Here is a 13,314-nt window from a genome sequence, read left to right as displayed (position 1 = left end):
GTCTGTTTTTCTCCACCTTGGTTCTATTTGAGACCTGTTGCTATACACCTTTAAGGCGCGCATCATAATCACCAAAAACGTGAATTCAAAGCATTTTTTACCTTTCGAAGATAAAAAATTTCGCAGGTAAAAGTAAACATCCTTTACCATACTGTTATTTACTGGGTTTACACCCTAACAAGTGTCTAATTATTAACCATCAAGACGCAAAAGCAAGCCTTGTTACAGATTCATATTTTAGTTTGTATCCGACATATGAGTATAATGAAGGTAATTTTTTATCAATAAGTTAGGTGGCTTCGCTTAATCGGCACACCTAGGTATCAATATGAACAACGACATCGAAAAAGATTTTAATTTGGGCGGTAGTATCAACCGTGCACTTTCTGGCGATTATGAGCTCAAAGCAACGGCTGTATTCCAAGAAGCTTGGAAACATACGATAAGTCACTTTCTTTCGTTTTCCCCAGCGATTATTGCTTTGATGTTTGTGCAGCTCGCTATCTTTTATATCGCACTAAAACTACAGCTTGGTGATCCCGCGGTTATCTTAGATGCAGTTATCGACCCAGAGTCGTTTACGCCACAAATCGTTGAATCGATTTTTATCGCGAACTTTAGCTATGAAGTGATCAGTGCGCCTATCTATGCGGGTATCTGTTTAATGGCAATGAGTCACGCCGCTGGCCTACAAACCAAAGTACGCCACATCGGTAAAGGTTTGCAGTTTACGGTTCCGGTTATTCTAGTGACTTTGTTTAGCCTAATGCTTCAAGGCATCGCAGGTATGATTCTGCCGTTCTTGTCTATCTACTTCTCACTGGCGTTCAGCCATTCGATTCTGCTGATTTGTGATAAGAAAGTGCCGCCAATGCAATCGCTGCTGCTTTCTCTGCGTGCTGTCAACAAAAAAATCTTCACCGTTGCTTCTATCTACCTATTAGTAATGCTGATGTTCATCGTGGCGGCAATGATGTACGGCATTGGCCTTATCTTCGTTTTACCTTTCTTCTTCCACGTGAAAGGGATTCTTTACCGTGAAATGTTTGGCATCAAGTTGAAACTGATTGCTTCAGATCGTCCAAAGAGCGATGACGATAACAACGATAGCAATAACGACGACAATAACAAAAACCCACAGGTGTTCGATGCATAAAGACACACAGGCAAGCACAAGCAAATCACTTGCGCTTAAAGTGACGGCACTGGCTCTTGTTGGCTCTATTTCAATGATTGGTCCTTATATTTACCAAGAAGAAGAACGTCGACGAACGACAGAGCAGAGCTCCAACTCAACTGACCAGTTTGGTGACTTGACGGTTTCTTCGAGCACACCGAACTTTGCGGCCATCGAAGATGTGAATGAGAAAAAGGACACGTTCTTTTCGTTCCTACGTCCAAGTATCAATATCGAAAACAAACGTATCACCAAAGAACGCGCGTTTTTAACTAAGCTCTCTGAGTCTGGTTTAAACAAAATTGATTCTGAAGACGCATCTTATGCGAAAAGGTTAGGGAAGTTATACAGCTTACCTGTGCCTAGTGAAGGTTTAGATCAGGCATGGCTGACAGAGATGCTTAATCGCGTCAATGTACTGCCAGAAGCGCTCGTACTGACACAAGCAGCGAATGAGTCAGCTTGGGGAACGTCGCGTTTCGCCACCAAAGCGAACAACTATTTCGGACACTGGTGTTACACCAAAGGTTGTGGCCTTGTTCCGCTACAACGTAACGAAGGTAGCTCCCATGAAGTCGCAACATTCTCTTCAAGCCAAGAGTCTGTGCACCGTTACTTCATGAACCTAAACCGAAACCGTGCTTACGCAGACCTAAGAGCAATTCGCGCAAAACTAGCGGCACAGGGCGACGATCTGTTAACGACCGAAACCGCAACAGAGCTCACCAACGGCTTGCTAAAATATTCTGAGCGAGGTTCAGACTATGTGACTGATTTACAAGCTATGATCCGTCACAACGAGGTATACTGGAAAAAGTAACTCGATTTGATAGTCATTTGTTGAGCTTATACGATAAGTTTGAACAAATAACACCACATAAAGAGCAGCTCATTCGCTGCTCTTTCTATTTATAAACGCTCAACTTCGACAAGATTATAATAATGAAAAAGACAGCACTCGCTTTATTAGCCTCATTAAGCCTTGGGGTTTCTCTTCCAGCTTCCGCGCAAGAGTACATGTTCACGTATTCTAAGCTTTATACTCAGCTGAAAAACAACACCAAAGAAGGGCATGATGATGTCAAAGTTGCGGTCTTCTTTGTTGATCAACAAGCTCAGCAAACCTGTCACATCAGCAAAGCTTGGATGGAAAAAGAAGAGCACTACGAAGAGCTAAAAGTCTCTCCTGCGAATGAACTGCTTCTACCTGTAGATCAAAACCTGCGTTCAGCTAATCCTCTTATCTTTGTACAAACTCAAGAAGAAGAGTGTGCGTATTCTTTGGTTGTGATGACGCAAGAGCCTTTAGCTGGCACAGTAGAAGTAACTCAACTAGAAAACCTATTACCACAGATGCAGGCGATGCTTGAAGATGTCAGCGGTATGTTCTCTGGTTGGTTCACGCCTGATATCCAAGGGTTAACGCTGGAATTCGCTAATAAGCTTGAAGGCAACATAGAGCTTTCAAACGGCAAGCAACTACCAATCAAAGAAGGGCGAGCGAAATTCACCTTAGAAGAACTGAATGGAAGTGACAGCATCACGTTACCAGAACCAACAGTTCGCGTATTGCCGTACATTCCCGCGCAATAATTTTTAAAGGAATTATTGTTAGCAGAATCAGTCTCCAAACTTTCATGACATATCTTAAAGCAGCCTGATCGAATTAGAGCAGGCTGCTTTTCTTTATCTATGATACCAACCGAGAGCTTGTGAAGCCGCGTTTCTCTGCCGTTTAGGCGCTTATCGAACAATAAAAGCAGAATCTTTCTATTACTCAGCTTGTTTATCCGGCCGTTACTATTTCAACATCAAATAAAAATCCGTATAATCCACGCCCTAAAACAGTCCCACTAGCAATCTACAGTCGGTAATACGACGGTGTGAGAGTCGCAATGAACCAAAACGATAATAGAAAAGAAACACTTGAATTCAACAAACTTCAGAAACGTCTGAGAAGAAATGTTGGAAATGCCATCATCGACTACAACATGATCGAAGAGAATGACGTAGTAATGGCATGTATTAGTGGCGGTAAAGATTCATTTGCGATGTTAGATATTTTGCTACGTTTACGTGAAGCAGCACCGATCAAATTTGATGTTGTGGCAGTAAACCTAGATCAAAAACAACCTGGGTTCCCTGAACACATTCTTCCTGAGTACTTTGAAACGCTGAACATTCCTTACTACATCGTAGATAAAGACACGTATTCAGTGGTTAAAGAGAAAGTGCCAGAAGGTAAAACAACGTGTGGCCTATGTTCTCGTCTTCGTCGTGGTACTTTGTACTCATTCGCAGAGAAGATTGGTGCAACTAAGATCGCTCTGGGTCACCACCTAGACGACATCGTTGAGACCATGTTCCTAAACATGTTCCACGGTGCGCGCTTAAAGGCTATGCCACCAAAGCTTCGTTCAGATGATGGTCGTAACGTTGTTATTCGTCCACTGACTTACTGTCGTGAAACGGACCTAATCAAATACGCAGAACATAAAGAGTTCCCAATCATTCCTTGTAACCTATGTGGCTCTCAAGAGAATCTACAGCGTCAGAACATTAAAGCGATGCTAATTGATTGGGATAAGAAAACGCCAGGTCGTGTTGAGAAGATCTTCAAGTCAATCCAGAACGTAAGTCCAAGCCAACTGGCTGACCGCGAGCTGTTTGACTTCGTGAACCTTCCACTAGACCGTAGTGAAGACCGCAAAGCGTACGAATTCGAAGAAGCTGAAATTTCATCTTCTAACATCGATGAGTCAATGTTCATCGACGTAACGAACGTATAATAAGAATAATCGTTGTAGAGCAATAGATGCGCCTACAACAGACAAACAAAAACGCCTCAAGCAATGCTTGAGGCGTTTTTTTATAAGTTAAACTATCCCTGACCTAACCTTTCGAAAGGTTAGGGTCTAGTGGGCTGACGTAACCAGACGGTTTAAGAGCCAACACATCACAGTTAATCTTATCGATAACATGTTCCGCGGTATTACCAATAAACACGGCAGACAAGCCAGTACGACCCGTTGTACCCAGAATCACCATCGCAGCGTTATTTTCAGAAGCGACGCGAGGAATAACATCTTCTGGCAAGCCTTGTTCAACCACAGTTTGTTCTTCACACATACCGTGCTTCTGGCGCAATGCTTTCATTGCCGTTAAGTGATGGCCACGAACCGCATCGGTATAAGACGTTGGATCAAACTCTGGCAGTTCAATGGTAATATTCGCAGGTGTCACAGGGTAGGCATTCACCAAGAACGGTTCCGCATCCAAACGACCGGTGATCTCTAGTAATCTGTCGACCATCGTATCGTTAAGCTCTAAATGAGCTTCTGTTTCAGAACCTACATGAACTGAAGCAAAAATCTTCGCGTGATCTGGCCAGAAATCGTTTTTAACCAATAGCACTGGGCTAGGGCACTTTCTCAACAGATGCCAATCGGTTGGAGTGAAGATGACAGATTCCAAAGTATCGTGTTTACGCGTACCTTTGATTAAGATGTCGTGCTCGCCGCTGTAAACCTCAGCAATGATCGCTTCGTACGGGCGGTTATGCCAAACCACTTGTACATTAAATTCAATAGAATCATCTAGGTAAGGTTCTGCGACTTTATTCATCCAAATTTCGCGTTGGTGAATTACGCCTTTGCGCATTGCGTCTCTTTCATCGATAGAGAGCATAGATGTCATTTCATACGAGAAGTCGTATATCGACAAAAAGAAAGTGATGTGGCTTGTTGAGGTGCTTTTCTTAGCAAGTTGGATAGCACGAACTAGAGCAGGTTGCTCATCGTGATTAATGTCTGCGACAACTAAAATTTTGTTATAGATACTCATAACTAAGCCTACTTTTCAGACCGAACATATAAATAATGTAGCGTAGTTATGGAGAGATTAAGAGAAATATAAGAGGTTTTAAGGGAGAAACATGATGTAGCTCATTATTGAACTACATCATTGATATCTAGACTATTCTTTTGAAACGCCAGCAAGTTCCATCAACGCATCGTGATCTTCGATAGTGATATATTTGCCTTTAACGCTCAAGATGTCTGCTTTTTGGAAGCGACCTAGAAGACGGCTGATTGTTTCAACAGTCAAACCAAGGTAGTTACCAATATCGCCACGAGTCATCGTTAGGCGGAACTCACGCGGGCTGAAGCCACGTTGAGAGAAGCGAGTCGAAAGGTTGTAAAGGAATGCAGCAAGACGCTCTTCCGCGTTCTTCTTAGAAAGAAGCAGAATCATTTCTTGGTCACCTTTAATCTCGTTACTCATCAGGCGCATAATTTGCTGACGCAATTTAGGCATTTTTCCTGATAGGTCATCAAGAATCTCATATGGGATTTCACATACCATAGAAGTTTCTAGCGCTTGTGCAAAACTAGGGTGTTGGTCACCAGTAATCGCATCGAAGCCAACAAGATCGCCCGCTAGGTGGAATGCAGTAATCTGCTCATCACCTTGCTCGGTAATCGTGTAGCTCTTGATCGTTCCAGAGCGAATAGCATATAGAGATTTAAGCTCGTCACCGGCTTTAAATAACTCTTGGCCTTTTTGAATAGGCTTTTTTCTCTCAATGATCTGATCAAGTTGATCGAGTTCAGATTCATTCAAAGTAAACGGAATACAGAGCTGGCTAATACTACAATCCTGGCAATGGATCGCACAGCCACCAGACTGAACACGTTTCGTCACAGGCTTTTCAGAAATCATAACAATCTTTCACTATTTGATATACGTCAATATTTTAGCATTCCTTTATCCAGTTGGGTAGTAAAAAAACCGGATTTAAAGATTGCCTATACGGTATAAATAATGAGCTGCAATGCCATATATCCGGTATAGAAACCATAAAGGAGGATTAAAATTGCGCCTAATTGGCGAAATAAGTCAGCTTGTTGCATTTTTTTGAGGAAATTAGCGCCCATACCTACTGTGAGCATTGCTGGAAGTGTACCTAAACCGAAAGCGAGCATGATACCTGCACCGTTGTACCAACTTCCTGATACCGCCGCCCACGTAAGCATTGAGTAAACTAAGCCACATGGTAGCCAACCCCAAATAAAGCCAAACGGCAAAGCATGGCTAGGGTGCTTCAAGGGTAGAAATGATTTACCTAAAGGAGAGATATAGCGCCATAGTTTCTGCCCGACTTTTTCAAAGAACAACAAGCCGAACCACCATTTACCGATATACAAACCTAAGACGATCATAAAGCCAGCTGCAAATAATCGCAGCCAACCTAGCAGAGCGTTAAAATCGCTTAGCTGACCTATCGAAGAGATTGCACCGCCAATCACACCACCAATCACGGCATAACTTAGCAAGCGCCCTAGGTTATAAAGTAGGGGAATAACAGGGGAAAGTTTACTGTTGCCAATCGAAAGAAGCGACGCAATACCACCACACATTCCCATGCAATGGCCTGCGCCGATCAATCCAACAACAAAGGCTCCGATCCAATCAGGCGTCATCGTTCTTTTTGTCTACGTTAATTTGGCTTTCGCTGTTAGCTTTCTCATTCTTGACAGGTTTACTATCAGAATGGTTGTGAGCCTTTTCGTCTTCATCAAACAGTATATTGTGACCTTGACGTTCTAGGTCTTCAAACTGTTCGCTCTTCACCGCCCATAGAAAAATACCAACAGCGATGCACACCAGTACAATCGCAATGGGGATCAGGATGTATAAACTTTCCATTATTTACCTTGCTCTTTTAAAAGCCTTAACGAGTTAGACACAACAATAATAGAGCTGGCAGACATGCCCACAACGGCAATGTATGGAGCAACCAAACCCGCGACAGCCAATGGAAGGATAAGTAAGTTATATCCTAATGACCAAGCTAGGTTTTCACGAATTATCTTACGTGTTTTTAACGCCAAAGTACGCGACTTAAGTAATCTATCGAGCTTATCACCCAGTAACACCATATCCGCAGAAGCTTTCGCCACGTCTGTACCGCCGCCCATAGCGACAGAAAGGTGGGCACCTGCAAGAATAGGGGCATCGTTAATGCCATCGCCAACCATCATGGTAATGTCACTTGCATCTCGAGAGTTCAGGTAAGCAAGTTTATCTTCAGGTTTCGCGTTAGCAACAATATCAGTAATACCAATCTCTTCAGCAACAGGCTTCGCGTTAATCAAAGAATCGCCAGTAAGCAGAGTTGTTTTGATGCCCGCTTCTTTAAATTGCTTAATAAACTCGATGCTTTCTTTACGGATTGGATCTTCATAAGTAAATGTAGCGATATGACGACCCGCCATCGACAAGTAAATGCCGTTGCTTTCCGATGGTTGAGCTTCACCTAGAATGAATTCACTACTACCAATCGCAACTTCTTGGCCATTCCACTCACCAGTGATACCTGAACCAATCACGTTATTAACTGACTCTACTTCGATCTCATCAGAAAGATGAGTCTTGAACGCTTTAGCGATAGGGTGGTTAGCGTGTTGTTCCAGGCTCGCCGCTACTTTGAGACAAGTGTCTTTATCAAGTTCAGCGAAGGTTTCAACTTGGCTGATACGAATATCACCCTCAGTCAATGTACCTGTTTTATCGATGATCAAGTGATTCACTTTGCACAAGGTTTCGAATACGTGGCCTTTGCGCAGCAAAATACCGAAGTTACCCATGCGAGACGTTGAACAAGTAATCGCCGTCGGTGTTGCAAGTGACAGAGCACAAGGACACGTTGCGACCAATACCGAAAGCATGATCCAGAAAGCGTCTTCTGGTCGTGTTTGGTGCCAGTAGAACCAAGTACCGAACGAAATGATTAAGATCACCGCAACAAAGTATCGAGCCACAACATCAGCAATTTCTGCAATTCGAGGTTTAGACAATTGCGCTTCGTCTTGCAGGCGAACGATGTTGGAAATCACCGAATCCGCTTTTGACGTCATTACTTCCAATTCAAATGATTCATCACCATTCAATGTACCAGCAAAGACGGTATCGCCTTCGTTTTTGACTACATGGATAGATTCGCCAGTCAGCATCGATTCATCGATATGAACTCTGCCAGACAATACTTTGCCATCGGCAGGAATGTGCTCACCCGGTAGAACGCGAATTTGGTCGCCAACTTTTAAGGTTTTGACTGGAACTTGTTCGCCATCTAACGTTGTTGCCATAGCAGGAACGAGCTTAAGCAGGTTACCACTAGCAGCGGCGGCTTTACGACGAGCGCGCATTTCAAGGAAACGACCAAGCAGTAGGAAGAAGGTAAACATCGAGATAGATTCGAAGAATACTTCACCTTTCTCTGTCACCGTTGCGACCAAACTTGCAACGTAGGCAAACAAAAGAGCGATCGACACAGGTACATCCATACCCAATGTTCGACCTTTGAGGCTACGCCACGCGTTGATATAGAAAGGCAATGCAGAGTAGAGCAGAACCGGTGTTGCAAAGATTAAGCTCACCCAACGGAAGTAGCTTTTGAATTCGGGCTCAAGGTTACCAAAGACTTCAAGATAAAGCGCAACAGCCAGCATCATGACCTGCATGGTTGCTAAACCAGCAATGCCAAGACGATAGAGATAATTCTTCATCGATCGATGATAGGCGGCTTCTTGTTGATCAGCCTCAAAAGGTGCGGCTTTGTAGCCTAAGGTATGGATTGCAGACAACAGCTCGCTCAGTTTCGTCTGAGTGTTGTCCCAACTGAGCAGGGCGCGGTTAGTCGTGGTATTAACACGAATACTAACAACCCCTAACTTTGAAGAGACTTGCTTTTCAATAAGCCAAGCACAAGCAGCACAAGAGACACCTTCTAGTGACAATGTCACTTCAGAGGTGTTTTCAGAGTTACGGACGAACTCCAATTGAACATCTTTGTTGTCGTAATGACTGAGTGCCAGAAGTTGCTCTGGCACGAGATCCGCTTTTTCAGCTGGAGCGGTACGATATTGGTAGTAAGAGACCAGACCGCTATCAACGATTGTCTGGGCTACGGTTTCGCAACCCGGACAACACATAGGTCGCACCGATCCTAAGATTTCTACTTTAAAATCCGTTTCCGCTGGTACATCTTCACCGCAGTGATAACAGGATTCACACATAAGATTTAGTTCGTTAGTTGAGTAGGAGTATCAATAGGGAAGTTCATGCGACCTTGCACTAACCATTCAGAATCATGCGGAGAAAGCTCGATAAACCATGGACCTTGCATTTCATGATCCAGAGTCAACGTGTAGTTGCCTCTCGCATCAGCGGTCAGTAGCTGAGTAAAATCACGGTCAGGCAGCGTTCGGTGCACGAACATTGCGCTAATAGCAGGGAAGTGGTCTAGTTTGCCTTTGTCGAGAGTAATGATAACTGAGTTACCTTTCTCGCTAACTGAAGCTGATAAGCCAAGCTCTTTAGCAACATTTACTTTCGAAATGTCGACATTAATACCTTTACCTTTTTTATAGTAATCTTCAGTGACAACGTTAACTGAATGGTTGGTAAGTATCGCGACTCGAACCAATGTTAGCATAGAAACGCCAACGGTTAGGAAGATCAAAAACCACGGCCAAAACTGCTTATACCAAGGTTGTTCCATATTATTATTCTCAATATATACAATGAAATAAAACTAATTTTTACAAACACTTAAGGTTATAACTGTAAAAGAAAGACAGCCCCTTAAGAAGGGGCTGTTATTATTATGTTACTCTTTATCTGAGTTGCTGAGGCTCCAGACGTAGGCAGAGACGAGCTGAACCTTATCCTCACCGAGGATGTCCTTCCAAGCCGGCATTACACCAGAACGTCCGTACATGACTGTTTCCGTCACATCAGCGCGAGAATCGCCAAATAGCCAGTCGCGGTCAGTCAAGTCAGGTGCGCCAACAGCAGGGTTACCCTTACCATCAGTACCGTGACAGGCTGCACACACTACAAAGCGCGCTTTACCAGCCTCTGCTTCACGTGCGTTTACGCTACGACCAGAAAGGCTAAGCGTGTAGCTAACTACTTCTTTTACGCCTTCTTCGCCAAGAGCGTCTTTCCAACCTGGCATTTGACCGACACGACCATGCATGATGGTAGTAACGATAGCTTGTGGTTCACCACCATATAGCCATGCGTCATCAGTTAGGTTCGGGAAACCTTTCTGACCACGTGCATCAGAGCCGTGACACTGAGAACAGTTTTGTAGGAACAAACGTTGGCCCACTTTGATTGCATCGGCATCTGATGCAATGTCAGGGACGGAACGTAGACCATTTTCGTCGTGAGCTAGCTTTCTGAATGCTTCACCAAAGTAGGTGTCTGCATCATCAAGCTCTTTCGCGTATGCGTCTAACTGTTTGTTTGCTTGCGCAGCAGCGATTGCAGAGCGAGACTCTTCTACGCTACGAACTGTTTGGTTTGAACTCGTCCAACCTAGTAGACCTTTAAAGTTGCCAAGGCCTGGGTATAGAGCTAGATAAACAGCTGCAAACACAATTGTGCTAACGAAAAGGTATGTCCACCATTTAGGTAGCGGGTTATTAAGCTCACGAATACCATCGTATTCATGGCCCATATCCTGACCTTCTTCTACACCTGTTTTATCGTTGGAACACCAACGAAGTAAGGCTGCACAGCCAATCAATGTACCGATTGTGATTACTGTTACCCAAATACTCCAGAATGTACTCATTACTTCGTCACTCCTTGATTTTTATCTTTCGCAGGTGCTTCATCAGCGAACACTAGGTTTGCATCTTCGTCGAAGCGCGACTTACGATTTTTACCGAAAGCCCACCAAACGATGCCGATGAAACAAGCAAAAACAGTAACAGTCCAAACACTTTGAAATGTAATAATGTCCATAATTATTCCTTATTTCATTGCGTGGCCAAGCGATTGAAGGTAAGCGATGATTGCATCCATCTCTGTTTTTCCTTCAACATCTTGTTTAGCGTTAGCAATTTGTTCGTCTGTGTAAGGAACACCAAATTGATTACGGAAGATTTCAAGCTTCTGTTTAGTCAATTTGCCATCAAGTACATTCTCAGCAAGCCATGGGAAACCAGGCATGTTTGATTCAGGAACAAGTTCGCGAGGGTCGATAAGGTGAACGCGGTGCCACTCATCAGAGTAACGATCACCAACACGCGCTAAATCAGGACCAGTACGCTTAGAACCCCATAGGAATGGGTGTTCCCAAACGCTTTCGCCAGCTACAGAGTAGTGACCGTAACGTTCAGTTTCAGAGCGGAAAGGACGAATCATTTGGCTGTGACATACGTTACAACCTTCGCGAATGTAGATATCACGACCTTCCATTTCCAGAGCAGAGTAAACACGTAGATTTTCTACAGGTTCAGTAGTCTGCTTTTGGAAAATAAGTGGGGTAATTTCTACTAAAGCACCAAAACTGATAGCAATAACGATAAGAATCGCTAGTAGGCCAACATTCTTCTCTACCAACTCATGGCGATTATTTGAATTTGAGCTCATTCTAAATCTCCTTAAGCCGGTTGAGGGATAGCTTTAAGGCTATCTTTAGGTGCAGAAACAGTTTTGTACGTGTTGTATGCCATTAAGAACATACCAGATAGGAAGATGAAACCACCTAAGAAACGTACAAAGTAGAACGGGTAAGACGCTTCTACAGATTCAACGAAGCTGTAAGTTAATGTACCGTCAGAGTTAACTGCACGCCACATCAGACCTTGCATCACGCCAGAGATCCACATTGCTACAATGTAGAAAACCGTACCAATCGTTGCTAACCAGAAGTGAACATTGATTAGGGATACGGAGTACATACGCTCTTGACCAAATAGTTTAGGAACTAAGTGGTAAACCGAACCGATAGAAACCATTGCAACCCAACCTAACGCACCAGAGTGAACGTGACCGATAGTCCAGTCCGTGTAGTGAGATAGTGCGTTAACCGTTTTGATTGCCATCATTGGGCCTTCGAAAGTCGACATGCCGTAGAATGATAGAGAAACGATTAGGAAACGTAGGATTGGGTCGTAGCGAAGCTTATGCCACGCACCAGATAGAGTCATAATACCGTTGATCATGCCACCCCAAGATGGAGCAAACAGAACCAAAGACATAACCATACCAAGAGATTGAGTCCAGTCAGGAAGTGCAGTGTAGTGTAGGTGGTGAGGACCAGCCCAGATATACAGAGACACGAGAGCCCAGAAGTGAACAATCGACAAACGGTAAGAGTAAACAGGGCGACCAGCTTGTTTAGGAACGAAGTAGTACATCATGCCTAGGAAACCAGCTGTCAATAGGAAGCCTACCGCATTGTGTCCGTACCACCATTGCACCATTGCATCGATCGCTCCGGAATAAATCGAGTACGATTTAAACGCAGAGACAGGAACAGCTAGGCTGTTAACGATGTGCAACACGGCAACCGTGATAATGAAGGCTCCGAAGAACCAGTTTGCTACGTAAATGTGCGATGTCTTACGTTTAATCATGGTTCCGAAGAACACGACCGCATAAGCTACCCACACAAGAGTAATAGCAATATCGATTGGCCATTCAAGTTCTGCGTATTCTTTACCAGAGGTTAAACCTAACGGTAAAGTAATTGCAGCGGACAGGATAATCGCTTGCCAACCCCAAAAGGTAAAGGCTACGAGAGGGCCACCAAAGAGACGCGTCTGACAGGTACGTTGTACAACATAATATGATGTTGCAAACAGCGCACTTGTACCGAACGCAAAAATAACCGCATTAGTATGCAGGGGACGTAAACGACTGTACGTCAACCACGGCGTATCAAAGTTTAGCTGTGGCCAAACTAATTGAGCGGCAATCAAAACACCAACGCCCATACCGACAATACCCCACAAAATTGTAACTAGGGTAAATTGACGGACGACCGTATAGTTGTAGTTTTGTTCAAGCTGCTTTTCTTGGCTCATTTGCATGCTTCCAATTTCTTATTTACTACACTTTACTTCCAACACGACTCACGTCGTAATGCCACCCAAATTAGAAAAGGAAATTCAGCCTATTCAGGGCTTTATTTCCACTTGCTGATTTTAAAAAAAAGTGGCATTTTCAACGCGACACTATACTTGAATTAACAAATCAATGACAGAGTAGTAACCTTACGCTTGGTCTGGAATTGGATTTTTATTTAAAAACTTTGAACTTTGTAACAAGGA

General features: G+C 43.7%; 14 protein-coding genes. 4 read left to right on the top strand and 10 right to left on the bottom strand.

The features are described 5' to 3' along the window. The first annotated feature begins 328 nt into the window (after positions 1–328). The 4 genes from LMH68_RS00330 to ttcA all read left to right on the top strand — a co-directional run bounded on the left by LMH68_RS00330 (position 329) and on the right by ttcA (position 3,966). Positions 329–1,156 (top strand): hypothetical protein, encoded by an 828-nt coding sequence (locus tag LMH68_RS00330; protein ID WP_017059632.1) that lies wholly within the window; start codon positions 329–331, stop codon positions 1,154–1,156. Next, on the top strand, positions 1,149–1,997 hold the full coding sequence (locus LMH68_RS00325) for a glucosaminidase domain-containing protein (RefSeq protein WP_229647979.1): 849 nt from the start codon (positions 1,149–1,151) through the stop codon (positions 1,995–1,997). Before LMH68_RS00330 ends, LMH68_RS00325 begins: the two co-directional genes overlap by 8 nt. Before the next feature lie 122 nt (positions 1,998–2,119). Then, the gene (locus tag LMH68_RS00320; RefSeq protein ID WP_108082880.1) at positions 2,120–2,770 is read left to right on the top strand and encodes a DUF2987 domain-containing protein; all 651 of its coding nucleotides are present in this window, start codon (positions 2,120–2,122) and stop codon (positions 2,768–2,770) included. A gap of 302 nt (positions 2,771–3,072) precedes the next feature. Continuing rightward, positions 3,073–3,966, top strand: a complete 894-nt coding sequence (gene ttcA / locus LMH68_RS00315; protein ID WP_017059635.1) for a tRNA 2-thiocytidine(32) synthetase TtcA — start codon at positions 3,073–3,075, stop codon at positions 3,964–3,966. Positions 3,967–4,069: 103 nt separating this feature from the next. On the opposite strand, the gene uspE is transcribed toward ttcA, so the two are convergent. The 10 genes from uspE to ccoN all read right to left on the bottom strand — a co-directional run bounded on the left by uspE (position 4,070) and on the right by ccoN (position 13,074). Continuing rightward, a complete protein-coding gene (uspE, locus tag LMH68_RS00310; protein WP_017070547.1) occupies positions 4,070–5,020 on the bottom strand; it encodes a universal stress protein UspE in 951 nt (316 codons plus the stop codon). Positions 5,021–5,152: 132 nt separating this feature from the next. Further along, positions 5,153–5,899, bottom strand: coding sequence for an FNR family transcription factor (locus tag LMH68_RS00305; RefSeq protein ID WP_017059637.1), 747 nt, complete (start codon positions 5,897–5,899; stop codon positions 5,153–5,155). An 86-nt stretch (positions 5,900–5,985) separates the two neighbouring features. Next, positions 5,986–6,660: a sulfite exporter TauE/SafE family protein gene (locus LMH68_RS00300; RefSeq protein WP_229647980.1), complete on the bottom strand. Its 675-nt coding sequence runs from the start codon at positions 6,658–6,660 to the stop codon at positions 5,986–5,988. Continuing rightward, the gene (gene ccoS / locus LMH68_RS00295) at positions 6,650–6,886 is read right to left on the bottom strand and encodes a cbb3-type cytochrome oxidase assembly protein CcoS (protein ID WP_229647981.1); all 237 of its coding nucleotides are present in this window, start codon (positions 6,884–6,886) and stop codon (positions 6,650–6,652) included. Before ccoS ends, LMH68_RS00300 begins: the two co-directional genes overlap by 11 nt. After that, the gene (locus tag LMH68_RS00290; RefSeq protein WP_229647982.1) at positions 6,886–9,258 is read right to left on the bottom strand and encodes a heavy metal translocating P-type ATPase; all 2,373 of its coding nucleotides are present in this window, start codon (positions 9,256–9,258) and stop codon (positions 6,886–6,888) included. The genes ccoS and LMH68_RS00290 overlap by 1 nt, the downstream gene beginning before the upstream one ends. Before the next feature lie 5 nt (positions 9,259–9,263). Then, positions 9,264–9,743, bottom strand: coding sequence for a FixH family protein (locus tag LMH68_RS00285; protein ID WP_017059641.1), 480 nt, complete (start codon positions 9,741–9,743; stop codon positions 9,264–9,266). A gap of 108 nt (positions 9,744–9,851) precedes the next feature. Further along, positions 9,852–10,826, bottom strand: a complete 975-nt coding sequence (gene ccoP / locus LMH68_RS00280) for a cytochrome-c oxidase, cbb3-type subunit III (protein ID WP_017063857.1) — start codon at positions 10,824–10,826, stop codon at positions 9,852–9,854. Continuing rightward, entirely contained in the window at positions 10,826–10,999 is a 174-nt protein-coding gene (locus LMH68_RS00275) for a CcoQ/FixQ family Cbb3-type cytochrome c oxidase assembly chaperone (protein WP_004733679.1), read from the bottom strand. The genes ccoP and LMH68_RS00275 overlap by 1 nt, the downstream gene beginning before the upstream one ends. Positions 11,000–11,008: 9 nt before the next feature. Then, entirely contained in the window at positions 11,009–11,629 is a 621-nt protein-coding gene (gene ccoO, locus LMH68_RS00270; RefSeq protein WP_017059643.1) for a cytochrome-c oxidase, cbb3-type subunit II, read from the bottom strand. A gap of 11 nt (positions 11,630–11,640) precedes the next feature. Next, complete coding sequence (ccoN, locus tag LMH68_RS00265; protein WP_009846707.1) at positions 11,641–13,074, bottom strand: cytochrome-c oxidase, cbb3-type subunit I; 1,434 nt, start codon at positions 13,072–13,074, stop codon at positions 11,641–11,643. Positions 13,075–13,314: the final 240 nt, after the last annotated feature.

This window comes from Vibrio sp. F13, from assembly GCF_020806305.2.
Lineage (GTDB): Bacteria > Pseudomonadota > Gammaproteobacteria > Enterobacterales > Vibrionaceae > Vibrio > Vibrio crassostreae_C.
Note: the sequence above shows the minus strand (reverse complement) of the source record. Positions and strands in the feature narration are given on the sequence as shown.

What these genes read in the sequence shown, in the direction of transcription:
- ccoO (WP_017059643.1), bottom strand. Translation starts at nt 11,629, where the DNA reads ATGAGCTCAAATTCAAATAATCGCCATGAGTTGGTAGAGAAGAATGTT.
- LMH68_RS00300 (WP_229647980.1), bottom strand. Translation starts at nt 6,660, where the DNA reads ATGACGCCTGATTGGATCGGAGCCTTTGTTGTTGGATTGATCGGCGCA.
- LMH68_RS00320 (WP_108082880.1), top strand. Translation starts at nt 2,120, where the DNA reads ATGAAAAAGACAGCACTCGCTTTATTAGCCTCATTAAGCCTTGGGGTT.
- LMH68_RS00275 (WP_004733679.1), bottom strand. Translation starts at nt 10,999, where the DNA reads ATGGACATTATTACATTTCAAAGTGTTTGGACTGTTACTGTTTTTGCT.
- ccoN (WP_009846707.1), bottom strand. Translation starts at nt 13,074, where the DNA reads ATGCAAATGAGCCAAGAAAAGCAGCTTGAACAAAACTACAACTATACG.
- LMH68_RS00325 (WP_229647979.1), top strand. Translation starts at nt 1,149, where the DNA reads ATGCATAAAGACACACAGGCAAGCACAAGCAAATCACTTGCGCTTAAA.
- ccoP (WP_017063857.1), bottom strand. Translation starts at nt 10,826, where the DNA reads ATGAGTACATTCTGGAGTATTTGGGTAACAGTAATCACAATCGGTACA.
- LMH68_RS00290 (WP_229647982.1), bottom strand. Translation starts at nt 9,258, where the DNA reads ATGTGTGAATCCTGTTATCACTGCGGTGAAGATGTACCAGCGGAAACG.
- LMH68_RS00305 (WP_017059637.1), bottom strand. Translation starts at nt 5,899, where the DNA reads ATGATTTCTGAAAAGCCTGTGACGAAACGTGTTCAGTCTGGTGGCTGT.
- LMH68_RS00330 (WP_017059632.1), top strand. Translation starts at nt 329, where the DNA reads ATGAACAACGACATCGAAAAAGATTTTAATTTGGGCGGTAGTATCAAC.
- uspE (WP_017070547.1), bottom strand. Translation starts at nt 5,020, where the DNA reads ATGAGTATCTATAACAAAATTTTAGTTGTCGCAGACATTAATCACGAT.
- ttcA (WP_017059635.1), top strand. Translation starts at nt 3,073, where the DNA reads ATGAACCAAAACGATAATAGAAAAGAAACACTTGAATTCAACAAACTT.
- LMH68_RS00285 (WP_017059641.1), bottom strand. Translation starts at nt 9,743, where the DNA reads ATGGAACAACCTTGGTATAAGCAGTTTTGGCCGTGGTTTTTGATCTTC.
- ccoS (WP_229647981.1), bottom strand. Translation starts at nt 6,886, where the DNA reads ATGGAAAGTTTATACATCCTGATCCCCATTGCGATTGTACTGGTGTGC.